This is a genomic window from Flavobacterium sp. GW821-FHT12A05, assembly GCF_058807735.1.
On sequence record NZ_JBXAQY010000005.1, the window covers coordinates 348,711 to 369,884 of the forward strand.

The 21,174-nt window shown below is 34.3% G+C and carries 22 protein-coding genes; 5 read left to right on the forward strand and 17 right to left on the reverse strand.

All coding sequences use genetic code 11. From position 1 onward, the window contains the following. From AC1RRQ_RS13780 to AC1RRQ_RS13810, 7 genes are all read right to left on the reverse strand, one after another. A complete protein-coding gene (locus AC1RRQ_RS13780; protein ID WP_493023611.1) occupies positions 1–795 on the reverse strand; it encodes a hypothetical protein in 795 nt (264 codons plus the stop codon). 122 nt (positions 796–917) lie between these two features. After that, the gene (locus AC1RRQ_RS13785) at positions 918–2,246 is read right to left on the reverse strand and encodes an aldehyde dehydrogenase (RefSeq protein ID WP_493023612.1); all 1,329 of its coding nucleotides are present in this window, start codon (positions 2,244–2,246) and stop codon (positions 918–920) included. A 76-nt stretch (positions 2,247–2,322) separates the two neighbouring features. Continuing rightward, positions 2,323–3,012: an RluA family pseudouridine synthase gene (locus tag AC1RRQ_RS13790; protein WP_493023613.1), complete on the reverse strand. Its 690-nt coding sequence runs from the start codon at positions 3,010–3,012 to the stop codon at positions 2,323–2,325. 62 nt (positions 3,013–3,074) lie between these two features. Beyond that, positions 3,075–3,425, reverse strand: coding sequence for a four helix bundle protein (locus AC1RRQ_RS13795; RefSeq protein ID WP_493023614.1), 351 nt, complete (start codon positions 3,423–3,425; stop codon positions 3,075–3,077). Between the two features lie 109 nt (positions 3,426–3,534). Next, on the reverse strand, positions 3,535–4,353 hold the full coding sequence (gene panB / locus AC1RRQ_RS13800; protein WP_493023616.1) for a 3-methyl-2-oxobutanoate hydroxymethyltransferase: 819 nt from the start codon (positions 4,351–4,353) through the stop codon (positions 3,535–3,537). A 50-nt stretch (positions 4,354–4,403) separates the two neighbouring features. Continuing rightward, a complete protein-coding gene (locus AC1RRQ_RS13805) occupies positions 4,404–5,600 on the reverse strand; it encodes an SH3 domain-containing protein (RefSeq protein ID WP_493023617.1) in 1,197 nt (398 codons plus the stop codon). A gap of 104 nt (positions 5,601–5,704) precedes the next feature. Then, positions 5,705–7,132 carry an L-serine ammonia-lyase gene (locus AC1RRQ_RS13810; protein ID WP_493023618.1) on the reverse strand — a complete coding sequence of 476 codons (1,428 nt, stop codon included), beginning with the start codon at positions 7,130–7,132 and terminating at the stop codon, positions 5,705–5,707. Positions 7,133–7,450: 318 nt separating this feature from the next. On the opposite strand from AC1RRQ_RS13810, the gene AC1RRQ_RS13815 reads away from it, so the two are divergent. From AC1RRQ_RS13815 to AC1RRQ_RS13830, 4 genes are all read left to right on the forward strand, one after another. After that, the gene (locus AC1RRQ_RS13815) at positions 7,451–9,598 is read left to right on the forward strand and encodes a cation:proton antiporter (protein ID WP_493023619.1); all 2,148 of its coding nucleotides are present in this window, start codon (positions 7,451–7,453) and stop codon (positions 9,596–9,598) included. 28 nt (positions 9,599–9,626) lie between these two features. Then, the gene (locus tag AC1RRQ_RS13820) at positions 9,627–10,736 is read left to right on the forward strand and encodes a PIN-like domain-containing protein (RefSeq protein ID WP_493023620.1); all 1,110 of its coding nucleotides are present in this window, start codon (positions 9,627–9,629) and stop codon (positions 10,734–10,736) included. Positions 10,737–10,805: 69 nt separating this feature from the next. Continuing rightward, positions 10,806–11,549 carry a DUF2625 domain-containing protein gene (locus AC1RRQ_RS13825; RefSeq protein ID WP_493023621.1) on the forward strand — a complete coding sequence of 248 codons (744 nt, stop codon included), beginning with the start codon at positions 10,806–10,808 and terminating at the stop codon, positions 11,547–11,549. 17 nt (positions 11,550–11,566) lie between these two features. Then, complete coding sequence (locus AC1RRQ_RS13830) at positions 11,567–11,929, forward strand: VOC family protein (protein ID WP_493023622.1); 363 nt, start codon at positions 11,567–11,569, stop codon at positions 11,927–11,929. A 101-nt stretch (positions 11,930–12,030) separates the two neighbouring features. Here AC1RRQ_RS13830 and AC1RRQ_RS13835 read toward each other — a convergent pair whose 3' ends face one another. From AC1RRQ_RS13835 to AC1RRQ_RS13860, 6 genes are all read right to left on the reverse strand, one after another. After that, positions 12,031–12,711, reverse strand: a complete 681-nt coding sequence (locus AC1RRQ_RS13835; RefSeq protein WP_493023623.1) for a mutarotase — start codon at positions 12,709–12,711, stop codon at positions 12,031–12,033. Between the two features lie 9 nt (positions 12,712–12,720). Beyond that, on the reverse strand, positions 12,721–13,620 hold the full coding sequence (locus AC1RRQ_RS13840) for a TlpA family protein disulfide reductase (protein ID WP_493023624.1): 900 nt from the start codon (positions 13,618–13,620) through the stop codon (positions 12,721–12,723). Positions 13,621–13,666: 46 nt separating this feature from the next. Beyond that, positions 13,667–14,035: an iron chaperone gene (locus tag AC1RRQ_RS13845; protein ID WP_493023625.1), complete on the reverse strand. Its 369-nt coding sequence runs from the start codon at positions 14,033–14,035 to the stop codon at positions 13,667–13,669. Positions 14,036–14,492: 457 nt separating this feature from the next. After that, entirely contained in the window at positions 14,493–14,960 is a 468-nt protein-coding gene (locus AC1RRQ_RS13850; protein ID WP_493023626.1) for an SRPBCC family protein, read from the reverse strand. Positions 14,961–15,287: 327 nt separating this feature from the next. Continuing rightward, complete coding sequence (locus tag AC1RRQ_RS13855; RefSeq protein ID WP_493023627.1) at positions 15,288–16,238, reverse strand: polysaccharide deacetylase family protein; 951 nt, start codon at positions 16,236–16,238, stop codon at positions 15,288–15,290. 5 nt (positions 16,239–16,243) lie between these two features. Continuing rightward, positions 16,244–16,636, reverse strand: a complete 393-nt coding sequence (locus AC1RRQ_RS13860) for a DoxX family protein (protein ID WP_493023628.1) — start codon at positions 16,634–16,636, stop codon at positions 16,244–16,246. An 85-nt stretch (positions 16,637–16,721) separates the two neighbouring features. On the opposite strand from AC1RRQ_RS13860, the gene AC1RRQ_RS13865 reads away from it, so the two are divergent. Then, the gene (locus AC1RRQ_RS13865) at positions 16,722–17,558 is read left to right on the forward strand and encodes an AraC family transcriptional regulator (RefSeq protein ID WP_493023629.1); all 837 of its coding nucleotides are present in this window, start codon (positions 16,722–16,724) and stop codon (positions 17,556–17,558) included. 18 nt (positions 17,559–17,576) lie between these two features. Here the strand turns inward: AC1RRQ_RS13865 and AC1RRQ_RS13870 are convergent, their stop codons facing one another. The 4 genes from AC1RRQ_RS13870 to AC1RRQ_RS13885 all read right to left on the reverse strand — a co-directional run bounded on the left by AC1RRQ_RS13870 (position 17,577) and on the right by AC1RRQ_RS13885 (position 21,173). Continuing rightward, entirely contained in the window at positions 17,577–18,158 is a 582-nt protein-coding gene (locus AC1RRQ_RS13870) for an LOG family protein (RefSeq protein ID WP_493023630.1), read from the reverse strand. Positions 18,159–18,248: 90 nt separating this feature from the next. Continuing rightward, on the reverse strand, positions 18,249–18,767 hold the full coding sequence (locus AC1RRQ_RS13875) for a GNAT family N-acetyltransferase (protein ID WP_493023631.1): 519 nt from the start codon (positions 18,765–18,767) through the stop codon (positions 18,249–18,251). 97 nt (positions 18,768–18,864) lie between these two features. After that, positions 18,865–19,989 (reverse strand): lactonase family protein, encoded by a 1,125-nt coding sequence (locus AC1RRQ_RS13880; RefSeq protein WP_493023632.1) that lies wholly within the window; start codon positions 19,987–19,989, stop codon positions 18,865–18,867. An 80-nt stretch (positions 19,990–20,069) separates the two neighbouring features. Continuing rightward, a complete protein-coding gene (locus tag AC1RRQ_RS13885; protein WP_493023633.1) occupies positions 20,070–21,173 on the reverse strand; it encodes an MBL fold metallo-hydrolase in 1,104 nt (367 codons plus the stop codon). Between the last annotated feature and the right edge of the window lies 1 nt (position 21,174).

Below are 21,174 nucleotides of genomic sequence, written 5' to 3' on the forward strand. Positions count from 1 at the left end.
TTATTCTAAATCCGATCTTCCAATTGAATCAATGGAATCCTGTTGTTCTTCTTCATTAAAAATAGAAAAATAAGTGGCATACGTAACTGATGTATTGAAAACGGCTGTAAAAAGTATTCCTATACAGCAGCCAACAAGACCTACTGCCGAACCAATATATCCAATTATAAATAAACAGAATATGATTATTGGGTTTTTGCTCACAAGAACAAAACTCGATTTTATAGCATCTATAGCATTTAAGTTTCCAAAAATGATTAGTGGAATTGTAAAAAACGTAAAATAATTAATAAATAATGAAAACCCAGTTCCTATAAATTGAGTTCCTAAACTATCTAAAAAATAAGCTATTCCGGTGCTCACTACGCCTAAAATAAACGCAACCGAAAATAATTGAATAAAATACGGCGCTTTGTAATAAGTAAAAATAGTCGAAACATTAAACTCCTCATCTTTATCTGCACAATCGGCCATTTTTAAGAATCCTGCTCCTAAAGGTGCAAATAATGCCGTAACTGCCGAAAGGGAAACGGTAGAAATAACCTGCTGGATATAAGTCAGCTTTTGATTTTGAAAATCTTCAAGAAAATTCTGTGTTAAACTCTGCACGCCATAAAAGGCAACTGCTAGTCCCATGATAGCGATTACAACTACAACAGAAAATACTAAAATTATAAGTCCTGAGTAAAGCGCAATTTTTTTATAATTTTCAAAAGCGTAATTAAAAACGGTAGAAAAGTCTATTGAATAGCCATCTTTTTTGATGTCTTCAATCTGGTCAAGTGTAGATTTCATTTTAAAGGTAAAGTTGTTATATATTTTTACGTTTTACGATAATGATTGTTTGACGTAAATATAATATTTTTAATCAATTCCTTATAAAAATCTATAAAACATTACGAAATTGTTTTCGGAACTTAAATCCAGTCCAGAATTCGTTTAATCGCAGTCAATTTGTCTTTGTAAGGCGCGTATCGCATTGGTAAATCAAGCCAGTTGGCTTTCTTGACCATGGCTTTGTGATGAGAAAAAGTATCAAAACTCATTTGCCCGTGGTAAGCGCCAATACCACTGTGGCCAACACCGCCAAAAGGCAGTCTCTTGTTAGAAAAATGGATGACAGTATCGTTAACAGCACCGCCTCCAAAGGAGTAATTTGCAATTAATTTTTTAGCAAATGATTTGCTTTCGCTGAAAATATAAAAAGCTAAAGGTTTTTCGTACTTACTAATTATGTTTTGGATATCAGCCTCGGTTTCATAAGTTAGAATTGGCAAAATTGGACCAAAAATTTCCTCCTTCATTATCGGACTGTCTAAACTTGGATCTTCAATTAAAGTGGGAGAAATATAAAGGTTATCAGAATTGGTTTCTCCGCCAAAAATTACTTTTTCACGTTCAATCATTTGATCTAAACGAACCCAGTTTTTCATATTGATAATTCGGGCAAAATCTGGAGATTTATCCATTTTTTTGCCATAAGCATTGACAATTTCTTCCATTAAAAAAGAAATGAAATTGACTTTCATGTTTTTCTGAATCAAAATATAATCAGGTGCAATACAGGTTTGACCGGCATTGATAAATTTTCCCCAGACAATTCTTTTGGCTGCTAATTTTAAATTAGCCGTTTCGTCTACAACACACGGATTTTTGCCGCCTAATTCTAATGTTACAGGCGTTAAATTTTCGGCTGCCGCTTTGGCTACGATTTTTCCAACGTTTACACTTCCGGTAAAGAAAATATAATCCCAGCGCTGCGCCAATAATTTATTTGAAACTTCGACACCACCTTCATAAACTTCGACATGACTGATGTGGAATGTTTTTTCGATAAGTTTTGCAATGATAGAGGAGGTGTGAGGCGTAAGTTCTGATGGTTTAAGAACGACTCTGTTTCCGGCAGCAACAGCCGCAATAAGCGGGCATAAAGCTAACTGAAACGGATAATTCCACGGAGCAATAACCAAAACATTTCCGTAGGGTTCTTTATAAATATAATCTGAAGACGGAAAATTAAGGAGAGACGGAAAAACGCGTTTTCGTTTTGCCCAGGTATTAATGTTTTTAATGGTATCTTTTAGTTCCGAAATAACATAATTTGTTTCGGTTAAAACAGCTTCAAATTCTGGTTTTTTGAAATCATCGTATAAAGCTTTTACAATTAAATCTTCGCTTTTTTGAATGTTATATAATAACTTTTTCAGCGTTTGTTTTCTGTACCCGATGTCGTTTTTGAAGTCCATTTTATGATTGGCTTGTTTTTTTTGAATATGCAAGTTAATCGATAAAATTTAAAAAATTAACAATTTAATCATAAAATCAAATGGCATTCCAAATGGTTTCGTCAGGTGTTGGAGCAATAATCGTAATTTCTTCTTTTGTGACAGGATGAACAAAAACAAGTTTTCTGGCATGAAGATGAATACCACCATCAGGATTGCTTCGGTCAAAACCATATTTAAGATCTCCTTTTATTGGCGAACCAATTGCAGACAATTGCGCACGAATTTGATGGTGACGGCCTGTATGTAAATTGATTTCCAGTGCCGTATAATTTTGAAGTTCTTTGATGATTTTATAATCCAGACTTGCCAGTTTGCTGTCCGGAACTTCTTTTAAATGCGCTTTTGAAGTATTATTTTTTTCGTTTCGTTTTAGATAGTGCACCAGTTTGGCAGCACTTTCAAGGGGTTTGTTTTTTACAATTGCCCAATATGTTTTTTTCGTTTCACGATTGCTGAACAATTCGTTCATTCGGGTTAATGCCTTACTAGTTCTGGCAAAAACAACAATTCCCGTTGTTGGACGATCTAAACGATGAATCACACCCAAAAAAACATCGCCTGGTTTGTTGTATTTAACTTTGATATATTCTTTTACAACATCAGATAAAGGTTTGTCTCCTGTTTTATCACCTTGTACAATATCGCCAACGCGCTTATTAACCACAATAATGTGATTGTCTTCATGTAATACCTGGAGATTGTTTTTATCTGAAACGATTTTCATAATTAGACTGGCTTAGATTTTAGACTGGCTTAGATTTTTAGACTGACTTAGACTTCTTAGATTTATAATAAAGTTGCTCTAAATCTGGAAGTCATTTTGGTGATTTCTTCTAGGGTATTGATTAATTCTTTTGTGTTTTCTTCAGTCATAAATCCTAAATCAGAAGAAATTAAAAGTTGGGTTTCAACCTCATAAGCAGATCCAATAGCAATTTCTAAAAATCGAGCAAAATCTTTATTTGAGTTTCTTGACGAACCTTCAGCAATATTTGATGGAATTGATACTGCAGCTCTTCTTAATTGATTAGTTATTCCAAACTTTTCTTCATTAGGAAATGTAGATGTTATCGAATATATCTTAGAACAAAATAATCTGCTTTTTTTCCAAATTAAAAGCTCTTTAAATTGATGCATTTTATATAATTATTTAGCTTTTTTTTAGACTTCTTAGGCTTATGTCTTTAAAAAATAAAACACAAAATCTAAGAAGTCTAAGTCAGTCTAGAATCTAAGAAAGTCTAAACTAGTATTGTTCATTAGCATTAGGGAAATCGCTGGATTTCACATCGGCTGCATATTGGCCGATTGCTTTTGTCATTTCTTCGTATAAGTTTAAGTAACGACGTAAGAAACGCGGACTAAACTCATTGTTCATTCCTAACATATCGTGAATAACCAAAACTTGTCCGTCAACACCGCCTCCGGCACCAATTCCGATAACTGGAATCGAAATACTTTTGGCTACTTTTTCGGCTAAATCAGCAGGTATTTTTTCCAAAACAACGGCAAAACAGCCTACTTTTTCAAGCATTTTGGCATCTTCAATTAATTTTTCGGCTTCTTCTTCTTCTTTTGCACGAACGGTGTAAGTTCCAAATTTATAGATAGATTGAGGCGTTAAACCTAAATGTCCCATAACTGGAATTCCTGCGTTTAATATTTTTTTAATCGATTCTTTAATTTCTTTTCCACCTTCTAATTTCACAGCATGTCCGCCGCTTTCTTTCATAATTCTGATAGCAGAACGTAAGGCTTCTTTAGGATCTGACTGGTAACTTCCAAAAGGCAGATCGACTACCACTAAACCTCTTTCTACAGCGCGAACTACAGATGAAGCATGGTAAATCATTTGATCTAAAGTAATTGGCAGAGTCGTTTCGTGACCCGCCATAACGTTTGATGCCGAATCTCCCACTAAAATCACATCGACTCCTGCGGTATCAACAATTTTAGCCATTGTATAATCATACGCGGTAAGCATAGAGATTTTTTCTCCGTTGCTTTTCATTTCAATTAATGACTTTGTTGTGATTCTTTTATAATCTTTTTTTGCTACTGACATTTTAATTTTTTTTGATAATGTAAAAGTATTGAATAATTGTAAAAGGGGGATCAGCAATAAAAGAATATTTCGACAGAAAAAAGCTTTCCGTCTTTAAATTCAATTCTAAATTGACTGTCTTCCATTATAATAGAATAAATATGCGGCGATTTTAAAGAGGCTTCGATATAAGTTCCATATTTTTCAATGAAAGCTTTTTCGGACATTGAATTGTCTAAAACCGCATTTGTATTTAGGATCAATTTGTTGCTTTCGTTGATGAAAACCTTAACAATTTCGGCCTGATTTTTCTTTTCATCTACAGAAACTTCTAAATCAGGATAGTAATAAAATAAATCACTTAAATAAATACCGCACTCATCGCTAACTGTGGCTTTTTTAGCTGGTTTTCCAAATATCTTAACCAAATCAGTCTGAGAAAAGTACAGTGATTTTGTTTTGGTTCCTTTTAAGCTAAACTCGGCTTTTTTTGCAAATGCCACAATTTGTTCTGGTAATTTATGTTTTGCTAAACCTTTGGCAAGAGCCATATTCAATTCGGTTTCGGCAAGTAATTTAGGATCGTTCAGCTGTTTTACAACTTCATAATAACGTTGATAAGCTGGTTCTAATTTTGAATAATCGCTGTTCCAGGCCAGTTCTACAATTCGTTCGCTAACCGTTTTACGATCAGAAACGGCGTTGACATCCAGTTTATCAAAATCTTTTAGCAAGGTTTCAAAATTGGGTCTTAAGCCAATGAATTTTCTTAAGGTATAACGGGCGTATTCTTCATCAAAATTACCGTTTACATTTACCCAGTCTTCTTGGTTTACCGGAACGTAATCTACAGCAACGGGATCTCCGGTAAATAAAATTTCTTTTATTTTTGAGTTTTTATCCGGTAATGCTCTGGCTTTTAAACCCGCAACAAGAACAAATAAATGATTACCGCCATAATAAGGATCTCCGCCATCTAAAATTGGATTTTCGCGATCTGTAATCTTAACATCTTTTGCATTTAATCGTGTTGCAACAAAATTTTCCTGTACATATCCTTCATTAAAATTATCAGCCTGAACTTTGTACCAGCCGTTTTTACTTTCAGATAATAATCGGATTTCGGCACCGTATTTAAAATAACCTAAAAACGCAGAAGTTGTATTGGGCGAGGTATATAAACGTGTATCTGAATTAAGAAAATATCGTTCCTGAGAATGCAGTAAAACAGAGCAAAATAATGCAATTAAGAAGTAGAATTTTTTCATGAGGTATTTAGTTTTTGCCACGAATTTCACGAATTACGCTAATTTTTATTGAAGTGAATAAAAAACAATTCGTGTAATTCGTGTAATTCGTGGCAAATTTATTTTTAGCAATCGGCCATGTTTACCGCAACGGCAAGCCCGCCTTCTGAGGTTTCTTTGTATTTAGAATTCATGTCTTTTGCGGTCTGCCACATGGTATTAATTACTTTATCCAAAGGCACTTTTGCATTTTTAGAATCGGTTTCAAGAGCCAGTTCGGCTGCGTTTATGGCTTTTATGGCGCCCATAGTATTTCTTTCGATACACGGAATCTGAACCAAACCACCAATTGGATCGCAGGTTAATCCTAAATGATGTTCCATAGCAATTTCTGCCGCCATTAAAACCTGAGCAGGAGTACCGCCCATTAATTCGCAAAGCGCGGCAGCTGCCATTGATGACGAAACACCAATTTCGGCCTGACAGCCTCCCATTGCTGCAGAAATGGTAGATCCTTTTTTAAAGATACTTCCAATTTCTCCGGCAACCATTAAAAACTGTTTGATTTCTTTTTCGCCTGCATTATGGTTTTCAATTACCAGATAGTACATTAAAACGGCCGGAATAACTCCGGCGCTTCCGTTTGTAGGAGCAGTAACAACACGGCCCAAAGAAGCATTTACTTCATTTACGGCAAGAGCAAAACAGCTTACCCATTTTAAAATCTGGCGAAATTTTACTTCGGTTTTTCTAATTTCTTCGAGCCACGACTGCGGATTGTTATAATTAGATAAACCAATTAAGTTTTGATGCATATCAAAAGCTCGTCTGCGAACATGTAAACCGCCCGGAAGAATTCCTCCGGTATGACAGCCAATGTACATACATTCGAGCATGGTATTCCAAATGCGCATTAATTCTGAATGGATTTCTTCTTCAGAACGCATTGATTTTTCGTTTTCATAGACAATTTCAGAAATCGATTTGTTTTCAGAAACCGTATAGTTTAAAAGCTCCACCGCGTTTTGAATTGGAAACGGGAAAGCACATTTTATTACTTCTTTGATTTTGGCGTTTTCGCGTTCTTCTTTCACCACAAAACCACCGCCAATAGAATAAAAAGTAGATTCGTATTCAGAATCATCATTTTTATAGGCCGTAAATTTTAATCCATTGGCATGAAAAGGAAGAAACTCTTTATTGAACACAATATCCTGAAGGAAATAAAACGGAATAGGATATTTATCGGCCAGAATGATCTCATTTCTGTCTTCTATAGTTTTAATGATTCCGGCAATATTATCAACCGGAATATATTCGGGATCCTGGCCGCTTAAGCCCAGCATCACGGATAAATCGGTTGCGTGACCTTTTCCGGTTAAAGAAAGCGATCCGTATAAATCGACTTTTACACGTTTAATCTGGTCTAAAATTGATTCGTCTTTTAACTCATCTAAAAAACGTTCTGCGGCTCTCCATGGCCCTAAAGTGTGTGAACTTGAGGGGCCAACGCCAATTTTAAGCATATCAAAAACAGAGATACATTCTTCCATTGTGCAATATTTATTAAGACAAAGATAATTGAATAATGCAATGATCATTTATTTTCGTTTGTTAATGTTGCAGTTTTGTTAAAAAAAATATTAAATATTAATAATTTGGCAACGAAACAAAATTTATTGCTTAATATGCGGTTTTCGTGAAAAGTTGGTATTTTTTTTAGGTATTTTTGTAATGAAACAATCACTAAACAATCCGATTTTTTTAGTTTTAAAATAAATCGGTAAACCATAACTTCTGAGATTTTATTTTAATTAGGATACGTCTTTTTGCGAGAAATTAAAATACCACGAAGAAGATAAAATTATATTATGATAGAATTTTTCAAGCATTTTTTACAAGAATTCGAATTACCACTCAGCAACCCAGTATTGATTTTTTCGTTAATACTTTTCATTATTCTCTTGTCGCCTATTTTACTCAAAAAAATAAATATCCCGGGCATTATCGGTCTTATTATTTCGGGTGTTATTATTGGGCCGCACGGACTTAATATTCTGGCAAAAAATTCGGCCGTAGATTTATTTTCAACGATCGGACTTTTATATATTATGTTTATTGCCGGTTTGGAACTGGACATGAATGAGTTTAAGGCCAACCGAAATAAAAGTTTACTATTTGGATTCTTCACCTTTATTTTCCCCTTAACGATTGGTTTTCCGGTTTGCTATTATTTACTGCAATATGATTTTAATGCCAGTTTCTTGACTGCCAGTATGTTTGCGACCCACACTTTAGTCGCATATCCAATTGTAAGTAAATTAGGAATTGCAAAAAATCAGGCTGTTGCTATTACAGTTGGAGGAACGATATTAACCGATACTGCTGTTTTGATTATCCTGGCTGTAATTATGGGAAGCGCTCAGGGAAGCTTAAATCAGGCATTTTGGATAAAACTAACAGTTTCATTGGCCATTTTCTCTGCGATAATGTTTCTGGTTATTCCAAGAATTGCCAAATGGTTCTTTAAAAAACTGGAAAGTGAAAAACACGCCCATTATATTTTTGTACTTTCAGTAGTTTTCTTTGCGGCGTTTTTGGCCGAAGTAGCAGGAGTAGAACCTATTATTGGAGCTTTCGTTGCCGGTTTAGCTTTAAACCCTTTAATTCCGCATTCGTCAGCTTTAATGAATCGAATTGAATTTATCGGGAATTCTCTATTTATTCCTTTTTTCCTGATTTCAGTGGGAATGCTGGTGGATATCAGCGTGATTTTAAGCGGACCAACGGCTTTAATTGTAGCGGGAACTTTGAGCGTTGTTGCTATTTTTGGAAAATGGATTGCGGCATTTTTTACTCAAATTGTTTTTAAATATACCAAAACCGAAAGACAGCTTATTTTCGGGTTGAGCAGTGCGCACGCTGCTGCGACTCTGGCCGTAATTTTGGTTGGATTTAAAGCTAAAATCCTGGATGAAAATATCTTAAACGGAACCATTATTTTGATTCTGATAACTTGTATTGTGGCTTCTTTCGCGACTGAAAAAGCAGCGAAAAAAATTGCCATCTGCGAAGAAGAAGTTTCGCATGAAGATGCCGATAAAGACCAGATTTTAGACGAGCATATCTTAATTCCGCTGGCAAAAACCTCGGCTACAGCCAGTTTATTAGATTTTGCCCTTTTAATTAAAGATAAAAAATCAGCCAATCCGGTTACACTTTTAACGATTGTTCCGAATAACGATCAGGCCGAGAAAAACATTTTAAAATACCGAAAAACGGTTGATAAATTTGTAGTTCAGGGTTCAGCTTCCGAAGTAAAAATAAATACAATTGCCAGAATCGACCATAATCCGGCGAGTGGTATTGCGAGAACTTCCAAAGAAATTATGTCGGATATCGTGATTATAGGGTGGCCGAGAAAAACAGGATTTCTGGATAAGATTTTTGGAGAAAATGTAGATTCGATTATAAATAATGTCGATAAAAGTTTGTTTATCTGCAGGTTTCAAAGAAATTTTATCGAAGAAAAAAGGCTGGTTTTCATTTGTCCGCCATTTTCAGAACGAGGTGTTGGATTTCAGCTTTTATTGCAGAAAATCTGCAGGTTATCGCAGGAATTAAGTATTCCGATTGTAATTTATGCCGAATATAAAACCCATCAGAGTATTCAGCAGATTGCGAATAATCTTCGATTGAATGCTAAGTTAGGTTTTAAAAGCGTTTTAGAATGGGATGATTTTGAATCGATTTCAGATGAAATCCGCCAGACAGATTTAATTGTTTTCAATTTATCCAGAAAAGGTTCGGTTTCGTATCATTCTATTTTTGACAGATTGCCACAGAAATTTGAAAAATTCTTTAACGATAACAACATCATTTTGGTGTATCCGCAGGACGACCGAAAAGAAAGTGCCATGGATGCCTATGAAGATTTTACAGCATCACCTTTAACCAAAAGTCTGGAAGCAATTGAGCAGATTGGACGTGGTTTGGGAAGTATTTTGAAAAAAGGATAGAAGTTTTAAATTTAAAATATATATATAAATGAGTGAAAAAAATATTTTTTATTTAGATGAGGTATTTCCACAAGCTGATAAAGTATTTTCTACGGTTTATAAATCTTCAAAAGAAATTATTAAAGATGGAATTATAATTTTTGATACTAATATCTTGTTGATTCCTTATGACACAAACGAAAAAAACTTTATAGATATTAAACATATTTTTGAAAAATATAAGAAAGAGAAGAGGTTATACATTCCTGCTAGGGTTGCGCGTGAATTTGCAAATAATAGAGCAAAAAAAATAGGAGATGTTTTCTTAAAACTTAGACAACTAAAAGAAAGTTTTAATTCAGGAAGCTTTAAGCTCAATAAATATCCCATTTTGGATAATGATGAGAGTTATCTACAGTTGCAGAATGAATTTGAAATAATTCAAAAATCTATAAAAAAATCTAGAGAGCATATAGACAATCTTGAATCAAAAATCAGAAGTTGGAATTGGGATGATAATATAAGTTTGACTTACAAAGAAATTTTTACATCGGATGTAGTAATTGAAATTAAAAAAGATAAAAAGGACTTAGAAAAAGATATCAAATTTAGGATAGATTATAAAGTATCGCCTGGTTTTAAAGATAGTAATAAGCCAGATGATGGAATTGGAGATTTGGTTATATGGCAAACTATTTTAGAAATTGCCAAAGACAAGGATAGAGATGTAATTTTTGTAAGTAATGATCAGAAAAATGACTGGTTTTACAAACAGGATAAGGTTGGATTATATCCGAAGTATGAATTATTTGACGAGTTTAGAAGATTTACAGGTGGGAAAAGTATTTCGATAATAAATTTTGTTGATTTTTTAACTCTTTCTGAAGCAAATAATGAAACAATTGAAGGTGTGAAAACAACAATTCTTAAAAATCAGTATTTAATAGTAGAAGATAAATCATATCAAAGCCCCAATAAATTGTATAATGTTGGAACAATAGTTAAGCACAATAGATTTGGAAAAGGAAAGATAATTAGTATTAAAAATAATAATACTTTAGATATGTCTTTGACAATTAAATTTGAAGAAGTTGGAGTTAAAAGACTACTTGAAAGATTTGCTCTTCTTGATATTTTAGAGAGTGATACAAATGAATAGAATTTAGTGTTTTTTCGGATCAAATGGTAAAGTTTTCACATTCTAATTTTAAGATTAAAAAAATATCTAATGACACTAAAGTTTCCATTAATTGCATTGCTATTTATGACTTTTGCAGCAATTGGACAAAATAAAATGAAAAAAGTAGAAGAACTTATAGATCAAAAAGACCCGGGCTGGGCAGTTGTGGAAGACTGGATTAAAACGGCAAAAAATAAAGTTGAAATTTTACCTGTTGATGCTGCAAAAGCAAAAGAGGCTTTGTATAAAACACAGGTTACGACACGTTCGACAATGGGAGCGGTTGTTTTTATGACGGGCGGACTTTTAATTGACGACGGTTGGATTAGGATTTTGGGTTCTGGAAATTCAAAATTTGATCGTACACTGCCAGATTGGAATCACGGAAAATCGTTTAAGGATTTTGGCGAAGCGCCTCCTTATTTGTTAATTGCTGATGATGCTATTGGCGGTTTCTATTTATTGAATGGAGGCGGATTAGGATCTGATGTGGGGAAGATCTATTATTTTTCTCCTGATAACCTGGAATATGAACAACTTGATATTACCTATTCTGAATTTTTAGGTTTCTGTTTTAATAATGACCTTGATAAGTTTTATGAAGGCAACAGATGGAACGGATGGAGAGAGGAAGTTTCGAAATTAAAAGGCGATCAGGTTTTTAATTTTTACCCGTTTCTTTGGACAGCCGAAGGAAGTGATATTAATAAAAGTTCACGAAAAATAATTCCGGTTCAGGAACAATACAGTCTGAATTTAGATTTACGAAAACAACTTGGTTTTGATAAATAATTAGAAAAACAACTAATATGAACCATAACGCTAAATCAATCCGGCCTTTTATTGGGGCTAAAGATTTTGAAACTTCCAGAAGATTCTATCGCGATTTAGGGTTTGAGGAAATTGTTTTAGAATCTAATTTTTCAGTTTTCAAAATAGGAGAAATTGCTTTTTATCTTCAGGATTATTACGATAAAAGCTGGAACGAAAATACCATGATTTTTCTTGAAGTCGATAATGCCGAGCGTTATTACAACGAACTTTTGGCACTAAACCTAACCGAAAAATATGGTGTAAAATTAACGCCAACACGACATTTAGATTGGGGAAGCGAATGTTTTTTACACGATCCGTCAGGTGTTTTATGGCATTTTGGAGAATTTAAAAAATAAAGAGGTTTGCCACGAATTACACGAATTTTCACGAATTAATTTATACTTACCTTAAAAAAAATTAGTGTAAATTAGTGTAATTCGCGGCGATAAAAAAAACTTCACAACTGAAAATTTTTTAACTGAATTGTATTTCTCTCTCTTTGATACCAATCGTTAAAAACCAATTCGAGTTTGTCGGCTTTGAATTCTCCAAAATTATATTCCCGAAATTGATTTGCGATTTGGATTAATTGTTCTGGATTTTGAAGTTTCTCCCTAAAACGCATTACAGTAGAGTGTGCCGTTGCGATAGAATAACGGCTGTCGATACTTTGTTCTAAAGCCGAGTTTTTAAAGTTCTCCCGAAGCTTATTTCTTAAATTATTCAAAGATTCATCAGAAGGAAATCCCTGAATCATTATAGCCGAATTTGAAGCGGTTATACCTCGAAATTCTATTTTTATTTCATCTAAATCGGCCAGACTTTTTTGGATAATTTCGATGTAACTTTCAACGGCAATTTGATCCAAACTAAAACCTTCATAACATGAAATAATCGACATTACGGTAATATGAATATCAGAATCCGGATAATAGTATTGAGAAGGTTCAATCGCTTTTAATTTCTCTAAAAACAACTGAATACTGGTTTTTATTTTTTCGCTGGGGCGGAGGAGAAGCGTAATCCCAAATCTGGAATCCGATGGATCGTTTATCTTGGCATCTAAACGATAATTTCCGCTTAAAATGGCTTCTGAAGAAGATTTATAAAGTTGATTGTAATGTTCGGTTAAATTCATTTAAAAAGTTTATTCAGCTTCAAAAATTGTTTTTAAAAGCTGTTGTAAATCGTGTTTATTGTTTTCGCCGCTTCCTTTCCATTTTCCAATTATAACCCCGTTTTTGTCAATCAAAACCTTATGCGGAATCCCATATACAAAATACTCGGTATCGATTTTACTTTGGTTTTCTACTAGCGAAATATGTTTCCATGATTCTATTTTATTCTTTATAACAGCATTTTTCCAGGAATCTGATTCTTTATCTCTTGTAATACTTATGATTTCAAAACCTTGATGCCGGTATTTTTTGTAGAGTTCTTTAATATATGGCAATTCTTCCAGGCAAGGAGCGCACCAACTGGCCCAAAAATCGATTAGAATGTATTTTTTGTCTTTAAAATCGGCAAGCGAAATAGTTTTATCGTTAATGTCTTTTAAGATGAAATTGGGCGCAGGACTTCCTACTTTGCTTTGTTTGAAGTATTTTAGTTTTTCTGCCATTTCTTTTCCCTTTATGGAGTTCTTAATTTCTGGAGAAAAATTTTGAAACACTTCCTCGAAAGTATCATAAAAGTTCATGCCTTCAAAACGTCCTATTCTTATTCGAATCATTTCCAGACTTTTTATTGAATTGGGATGTTCTTTTGCAAACTTAAATTCTTGTTTTAATTCATTTATGCGATTTTCATCAATCTGGTTGATTAACGAATCGCCTTTGAGTAAAAGCTGTTGTAATTTAACCGAATCTTTTACAGTTTCAATTTCAAGTTGATTTTGCTTGCTTAATGCCAGAATAGATTCAAATTTAGTTTTATAAGGTTGATGAAATTCGGCAATTTCTTTTTCTATAGCTGCATCATCCTGAGCATTTACAAAATTACCAGTAAGTAATGCAATGCCAATAAAAAAGAAGTTTAGGTTTTTCATCGATGGAAATTAATGGTTTAAATTTTAGAAATGTGATTAGGGAAATTTACTTCTTTTTTGCTTTTTCAAGATTTTCTTTCACTCTAAATTTTACAATTTTAGCGATTAGATCATAGGGTATTTTTTCTTTCAGCGGAAACTGAACAGAACCTTTCCCGGATTTATATTTAGAAAGTTCCGCTGCAAAAGCTTCATGACCGCTTGGAAGGGCATACAAACCAATATGATTTTTAAAAGCAGCAAAATAAACCACGATTCCGTTTTGTTCAAAAGCCGGCATCGAATAACTGATTTTTTCTTTGGCATCCGGCGCCGCTTTCTGAATCGTCATTCTAACTTTTTCCAGAATTTCTTGTACATCATTAGGAAATGCTCCAATGTATTCCTCTATGTTATCTGGTTTTTTCGTTTCCATTTAAGTAATTTAAAGTTTGTTTTCTTTTTAATCTCGCAAAGTCGCAAAGTCGCAAAGCTTTGTGAACTTTTCATTTTAATGACTCTCAAAAAGGCTTCGCGCACTTTGCGTAAACCTTTGTGTACTTTGCAGTTAAATTAATATTTTACCGCAAAGTACGCTAAGATATTTTAATTGCGAGACTTGGCAGAATCTATATTAAGTTCGCAAAGCTTTGCGAACTTTTCATTTTAATGACTCTCAAAAAAAACTTAGCGCACTTTGCGTAAACCTTTGTGTACTTTGCGGTTAAATTAATATTTTACCGCAAAGTACGCTAAGATATTTTAATTGCGAGACTTAGCAGAATCTATATTAAGTTCGCAAAGCTTTGTGAACTTTTCATTTTAATGACTCTCAAAAAAAACTTAGCGCACTTTGCGTAAACCTTTGTGTACTTTGCGGTTAAATAACACAATTAAGCAAGACCTTTCGGGAATCGATCTAAAACCAAATTCAATTGTAAATTATGTTCCAAATACGCTTTTGCTCCGGCTAAAACTAAAGTAAAGCCTTCGGTTGAATTGCGAACTTGATCGATTATTTTATCTGAATCCCCTTTTAAACCAGAATTGGTAATGCTTACAAAAGTTTCATTTTCGTTTAAAGGAGTAAAAATCCATTCTACTAAAGTCGTTTCGTCTGGATTTCCCCATTCGATAACAATCTTTTTATTTTCCTGTAAAACGTGCGTTGTAACCGAAAGTGAAAAACCATACATTTCCCAAGTCCATTCGGTTTTTTTGCCTTCTTCTAATTTTCCGGAACCTTTTGTAAACCAAAATTTAGTGGTAATCTCCGGATCAATAAAAGCCTGAAAAACTTCTGAAACAGGTTTTCTAATCAGCATTTCGGCTTTTGCAAATTTGTTATTTTCTGTTTTCATTTTTTGTTGGTGAGATGTTGTTTGTGAAATGTAAAATGTGAAAAAAGTCTAGTTTGTAATTCCGAGGAACGAGGAATCTCCGCTAGAAACTCCGTAAAGAAAAGTCAATCTTTGTCGAGCCACTTGCGGAAATTCCTCGTTTCTCGGAATGACAAGATTGCGTTTAAAACTGATACTTTTTTCGAAGCTCTAATTTAATAAAAAAAATCCACACAAGTATTTTGACCTGTATGGATGTTGAATGTGAATTTTCAATTTTTTAAATTCCAAATTCTAAAAAAAGAGCGCAGCGATTTTTTGGAAAATCTAAAATCTAAAATCTAAAATTTACTCTCTAATTGTAGTTTTATCATGCAGTGCGATTTCGGCGATTTCATCTTTTCGTTTAAAGCTTACACCTTGATGTTGCTGCATATATTTTATAAGGTCGTTTGTGGCTTTTACCATTTGCGGAGTACCTCCAATACGATCATGAAAACTAATCGACATTTGTCGGCGTTTTGTTTCACTTTCGGCATATAACTGGTCAAATTCCAATTTTGCCTGCTGAAAGAATTGATCTGCCGAGAAGTTTTTCCCTTCAATTAAAACAATATCATTGCATCGAAGTGTATACGGAACGACTGCAAAATCTTTATTTTTTACCTGAATAATAAAAGGCTCATCTCGGCTGAGATCATCGATGTGATATTTAAAACCCAGTTCCTGTAAAATATCGAGTGTATTTTGTCCTCGGCGTAACCAATTAGCATTGTAACCAACGGGAGTAAAGCCAGTGACTTTTTTTATTGCATCGACACCATCTTTTATAAACTTTTTTTCTTCGTCATACGGCATGGTATATTGTGTACTCCAGCTCATTCCGTGTGCGGCGGCTTCATGGCCTCTCTGTACAATTTCTTTGGCCAGTTCCGGATTTTTTAAAACAGCGGTTCCTACCATGTGTGAAGTTACTTTTACGCCTAGTTTATCCCAGTTGTCGAGCATACGCGGAATACCTTCTTTGTATCCGTATTCGTACCAGGTTGCAGAAGGTAGATCGATAAAGCCTTTTTGTATATTTTGAGGAAACGGACTTTCGGCATTTTGTGGTTGTCCTCCGGCTTCAAACTGCATGGAGATTGAAACCACTAATCTTGAACCGTCTGCCCATTTAGCTTTTTGCGGAGAAAAAATAGGAGCATTTTTTGAAACTTCGGAAAAGGTTTCGATAGGATTCATCATTCCAACCATGCCTATTATTCCGGTTTGCTTAATAAAATTTCTTCTTGAACTCATGATGTTTATTTTTTAATTAAGGTATCAATTGCCCAGCTGTTGTAATCTGCAAAATGCAAAAGCAAAGCAAAAAAAGCGATGTGAATTAATTGCGACGGAATGGCTTCCCAGTTCTCAATCATCGAAGTGCCAAATAGTAAGATGAGCATAACGACTGCTCCGGCAACTAAAGATGGTTTAGTAAAGATACCTAATAATAAGAAAAGTCCGATTACAAATTCGGCTATTGGAAGAATGTAACTAAAAGGCGTTACGATTATTTTTGGCAGCATCGAATTCTCAAAACTGCCAATCATCCAATTGCTGAAAGCGGCTAATTTTGGAAGCCGTACTAATCCGTGGCCAAACATACTGATTGCGATTGCAAGACGTAATAATAAAAAAGAGGTTGTTTCCATATTGATGTGATTTTATAGTACAAAGTTGCGGATAAGGGTTTTCTAAAATTTGTACAATCATTGGAATAATTTGTATTTTTGGAAGATGGAAATTAGAAACTTACACCGACCTTTTGAACTTCAGTTTTTAGAAGTTTTGGAATACGAGCCGAAAGAACGTAAAAATACTTTCTTTGAAATGGTTTTTGTTTTGGAAGGAAAAGGAACGCAGATTATCAACGATCATCGATTACCGTATAGCAGCGATAAGTTTTTCCTGATTTTTCCGCAGGATACGCATAGTTTTGAAGTTACTGAGAAAACGAAATTTTTCTTTATACGTTTTAATGACAGTTATCTTAAAACGCAAAACAGTGACTGGATTCAGAAATTAGAGTTTATTTTCCACAACCATAATCACATGCCGGGCTGTATCCTAAAAACGATAATAGACAAACCTTTGATAAGAGCGATGGTAGAAGCGCTCATTATAGAACAAAAAAGTCAATTTCCGCAGCAGCAAGAAGTCATAAAACAAATACTAAATACGATTATTACAATAGCTGCGAGAAATATTTCGCTTATGGCTCCTCTTAGTATTAGTGAAGTTAATGCAGTACCGAGTCTGGATTTATTGAATTATGTGCATCAGAATATTTATCAGCCGGATCAATTAAAAGCGTCAAATATGGCGGCAGCATTTAATGTTTCGCCAACGTATATCAGCGAGTATTTTAAAACCAAAACAGGGCAAAGCATACAGGAATATACAATCGCGTACAAAATAAAACTAATTGAAACCCGACTGAAATATACCAATATGCAGATCAATGAAATTGTCTATGAATTTGGTTTTAGCGATGCCAGTCACTTGAATCGGTTGTTTAAAAAACATAATGGAGTGAATCCAAGTGACTATAAAAAGCAGTTTAAAAGTGTTTGAGAGAAACTAATTTGAAGTTTAAGATTTCTTTTTGTCAATCCATTTTCCAACCGTTGGCGGAACATAATTTCTCATTTTTTCTAATAAATCGTCAATGTTATCGCTTACTAAGAGCATTTCGGCATTTACATCTTTCAGTAAACCTTTTTCAACCATTCCTTTTAGAAGTTCAATTAAAGCATCATAAAATCCGTTGGTGTTTAAAATCGCGATTGGTTTTTTATGAAGTCCTAATTGCGCCCAGGTCAGCATTTCAAAAAGTTCTTCGAGAGTTCCAAAACCACCCGGAAGCGCAATTACACCATCGCATAAATCATTCATTTTGGTTTTGCGTTCGTGCATGCTTTCCACCAAAAATAATTCGGTTAAACCCTGATGTGCGATTTCTTTAGATCTTAAAAAATTAGGGAGCACACCAATTACGGTTCCGCTTTCGCTTAAAGCCCCATCCGCAACAGCGCCCATTAAGCCTACATTTGCGCCGCCATAAACTAAACCAATATTTTGTTTGGCCAGAGTTTTGCCTAATAATTCGGCTTGTTCTTTAAAAATTTCATCGGTACCAAAACTTGATCCGCAGAAAACGGTGATATTTTTCATGTTATGAGTTATGAGTTATGAGTTATGAGTCATGAGTTAGATGCTGTACAGAAACTGAAAACTGCGACTGTAGACCGAGACTGAAAACTATTATCGTTTCAATTCGTATTCAAAATAGGGCATGTCAACTCCATTCACACTAAATGTGATATCATTGATTTTTTCTGCTCCGAGTTTTAAAACAGCTTTCTGCGAACGGAAATTTTCTACTCCAACATGGAAAAGCACCGAATTAACATGCTGAAAAGCATAATCAATCATTAATTTCTTTATGGATGTATTATAGGGGCCGCCCCAATATTTTCTGGTTATAAACGTGTAGCCAATTCCAACGCTTGATTTTTCGGGAATGTAATCGTAAAAGCTGCTTGTTCCTATTGTCTCATTGGTTTGTTTATCGAGAATTAAGAACGAACCTTTTGTAATTATGATATCAAAAAAAGTTTTGAAAGCTTCGCTTTCATGTCGGTTTTTTACAGGATTTTGTTCCCAGATTAACGGGTCTGAAGCGGCTTTGTAAAGTTCCTCGAAGTGATTTTCCTGAAGCGGAATAAGTTTTACTAGTTCATTTTCCAGAACTTCTGGCTGTAAGTTAAAGTTTGATATCATGATTTTTATTTTTTTTAGTTTGTGTCCCTTCGACTTCGCTCAGGATGACAAAACTGCGTTAATCCTTTTAATCAGCAAAATTCGTGGGCAATAACAATTAAATGTTTTTAATCTGAACGCACGAAACGTTTTCCATTTTAATTTCTTTTCCTGTTTTTTTGAGTAAACCAGTTTTAGGATTTCTTCTAAAAACAATAATATTTCCGGTAATTACATTAGTAGCAACTAAAAATTTCCCACTTTCATCGATGGCAAAAACTCTTGGATGTTTTCCTAAAGTAGATTGATAGCCAATGTTTTTTAAAAGACCATTTTCGTCGATGGAGAAAATGGCAATATTATTTTCTTTCCCTCTGTTTGTAGCATATAGAAATTTTCCATCGGGAGAAATATGAATATCAGAACTTTCAAAACCTTCTTTTATTTTATCCGGATGTGTGGCAATACGCTGGATTTTATTTAAAGTTCCGTTTTCGTACTGATAAACACTTATTTGACCCGCCATTTCTTCAATACAATAACCAAATTTCTGATTAGGGTGAAAAGTAAAATGTCTTGGTCCGGCTTCTAGATCCGTTTTTGTAAACGGATTTTTAGTTTCAATTAAAGGCTGTTTTTTGTTTTCATCAAAAGCATAAGCACGTATTTTATCGGCACCTAAATCCGGCAGGAATAGATAATCGAATTGAGGTGAAAATACAGCCGAATGAACGTGAGATCTGGTTTGTCTTTCTTTATGCGTGCTTCCGTCCATATATTGAAAATTCTGTGCAATCGAATCGATTTTTCCGTTTTCTAAAATAGGAAAAACAGAAACACTTCCTTCTGTATAATTGGCATTGGCAATCCATTTGCCGCTTTTATGAACGCTTACATAAACCGGATTTTCGCCGCCACTTCTTTGACTGTTTAAAAAAGTCAGGCTTTTATTTTCGGGACTAAACTCAAAACTGCTTATACTTCCGGCATTCGGGGTTTTAGTATCGGTACAGGCGTAAACATATTTTCCGTTTGGAGAAATGCTCAAATACGACGGATTTACAACATTTTTCACCGAAGTTACTTTAATCAGTTTTCCGTTTAAAGTATCTAGCTGATAAACCTGAATCGCTTCTGCCGATTTATCACGATTGTACGATCCTAAAAAGACATAAGTGTTTTGAGAAAACACGTTAAATGTTAGGAGAAAGGTTATGGTTATATAGGTTAGTTTTAGTTTCAAGGTTTTAGTTTTATTTGTTTCAGGTTTCAGGTTTCAAGTTTATAATTAACAATTAACAATTAACAATTCATAATTAACAATTACCTAACTCCTTTCCACCACTGTTTAAATTCCTGTTTTTCGTTTTTCAGTTCGACTAATTCACCGATCATTGGAGTAATTAGCGGAATTGGATTTTCTGATTTTGCATTAGATTCGGTTACTTTAATCAGGGGTTCATCCCAAGGATGAAGTGATAGAGCAAATTTAGAAGAATGCACCGGAAAAACTCTTTTTGCCTTTAAGTCTGCCATGGCTTTTATAAGATCATCGGGAAGATTATGAATGTATTTCCATTTTTCGTTGTACTGGCCGTTATCGATTAATGCCATGTCAAACGGACCAAATTTGGCGCCAATTTCGGCATAATGTTTATCGTAACCGCTGTCTCCGCCCAAATACATTTTAAAATCTTTGGTTTCCAAAACAAACGAAGTCCAAAGCGTGTTACAGCGTTTAAAACTTCTGCCCGAAAAATGTCGGGATGGTGTAGTGTAAAGCGTTAGATTTTGATCTAATTCTATTTTTTCGTTCCAGTCTTTTTCGATAATAATTTCCTGTGGAAAACCCCAAAACTCAAAATGTGAACCAACGCCAAGCGCCGTTATTACTTTTTTGGTTTTTGGTTTTAGTTTGATGATCGTTTCATAATCTAAATGGTCGTAATGATCGTGCGTAATCAATAAATAATCAATTTCCGGAAGATCATCGACAGTATAAATATCAGATCCTTTAAACGATTTTGTAGTGCCGGGAATAGGAGAGGCGTTGCCGCTGAAAACCGGATCGATTAAAAATCGCTTTCCTTCAAGCTGAATAAAATAAGAAGAATGACCAAACCAAACCAAAACATCCTGATCGATAGGAAGTTCGTGTAAATTGGTTTTGATAGACGGAATCAAATCGGTTGGAATTTTTCTTTCTACTTTTTTAAAGAAAAACTCCAACAAAACTCCAGCCATACTTGCTCCTTCGGCCAAATCGGGCGTAAAGCTTTCGTTTTCGAATTTTCCGTTTTTATAATGAGGAGAATTTTGAATTTGAGTTAGTCTCGCTCCCGAAGGTGCTTTTCCGAATTTTGGATGCTGTAAAAAATTATAAACGACAAGAACGAGTATAAGAATTATAATTAAGAATGTGATCATT

Bases quoted from the DNA above. Each gene is read 5' to 3' on its own strand.
- AC1RRQ_RS13780 (WP_493023611.1), bottom strand. From the start codon at position 795: ATGAAATCTACACTTGACCAGATTGAAGACATCAAAAAAGATGGCTAT.
- AC1RRQ_RS13865 (WP_493023629.1), top strand. From the start codon at position 16,722: ATGGAAATTAGAAACTTACACCGACCTTTTGAACTTCAGTTTTTAGAA.
- AC1RRQ_RS13810 (WP_493023618.1), bottom strand. From the start codon at position 7,132: ATGGAAGAATGTATCTCTGTTTTTGATATGCTTAAAATTGGCGTTGGC.
- AC1RRQ_RS13860 (WP_493023628.1), bottom strand. From the start codon at position 16,636: ATGGAAACAACCTCTTTTTTATTATTACGTCTTGCAATCGCAATCAGT.
- AC1RRQ_RS13845 (WP_493023625.1), bottom strand. From the start codon at position 14,035: ATGGAAACGAAAAAACCAGATAACATAGAGGAATACATTGGAGCATTT.
- AC1RRQ_RS13790 (WP_493023613.1), bottom strand. From the start codon at position 3,012: ATGAAAATCGTTTCAGATAAAAACAATCTCCAGGTATTACATGAAGAC.
- AC1RRQ_RS13815 (WP_493023619.1), top strand. From the start codon at position 7,451: ATGATAGAATTTTTCAAGCATTTTTTACAAGAATTCGAATTACCACTC.
- AC1RRQ_RS13825 (WP_493023621.1), top strand. From the start codon at position 10,806: ATGACACTAAAGTTTCCATTAATTGCATTGCTATTTATGACTTTTGCA.
- AC1RRQ_RS13855 (WP_493023627.1), bottom strand. From the start codon at position 16,238: ATGAGTTCAAGAAGAAATTTTATTAAGCAAACCGGAATAATAGGCATG.
- AC1RRQ_RS13830 (WP_493023622.1), top strand. From the start codon at position 11,567: ATGAACCATAACGCTAAATCAATCCGGCCTTTTATTGGGGCTAAAGAT.
- AC1RRQ_RS13875 (WP_493023631.1), bottom strand. From the start codon at position 18,767: ATGATATCAAACTTTAACTTACAGCCAGAAGTTCTGGAAAATGAACTA.
- AC1RRQ_RS13870 (WP_493023630.1), bottom strand. From the start codon at position 18,158: ATGAAAAATATCACCGTTTTCTGCGGATCAAGTTTTGGTACCGATGAA.
- AC1RRQ_RS13795 (WP_493023614.1), bottom strand. From the start codon at position 3,425: ATGCATCAATTTAAAGAGCTTTTAATTTGGAAAAAAAGCAGATTATTT.
- AC1RRQ_RS13785 (WP_493023612.1), bottom strand. From the start codon at position 2,246: ATGGACTTCAAAAACGACATCGGGTACAGAAAACAAACGCTGAAAAAG.
- AC1RRQ_RS13840 (WP_493023624.1), bottom strand. From the start codon at position 13,620: ATGAAAAACCTAAACTTCTTTTTTATTGGCATTGCATTACTTACTGGT.
- AC1RRQ_RS13805 (WP_493023617.1), bottom strand. From the start codon at position 5,600: ATGAAAAAATTCTACTTCTTAATTGCATTATTTTGCTCTGTTTTACTG.
- AC1RRQ_RS13885 (WP_493023633.1), bottom strand. From the start codon at position 21,173: ATGATCACATTCTTAATTATAATTCTTATACTCGTTCTTGTCGTTTAT.
- AC1RRQ_RS13835 (WP_493023623.1), bottom strand. From the start codon at position 12,711: ATGAATTTAACCGAACATTACAATCAACTTTATAAATCTTCTTCAGAA.
- AC1RRQ_RS13820 (WP_493023620.1), top strand. From the start codon at position 9,627: ATGAGTGAAAAAAATATTTTTTATTTAGATGAGGTATTTCCACAAGCT.
- AC1RRQ_RS13850 (WP_493023626.1), bottom strand. From the start codon at position 14,960: ATGAAAACAGAAAATAACAAATTTGCAAAAGCCGAAATGCTGATTAGA.
- panB (WP_493023616.1), bottom strand. From the start codon at position 4,353: ATGTCAGTAGCAAAAAAAGATTATAAAAGAATCACAACAAAGTCATTA.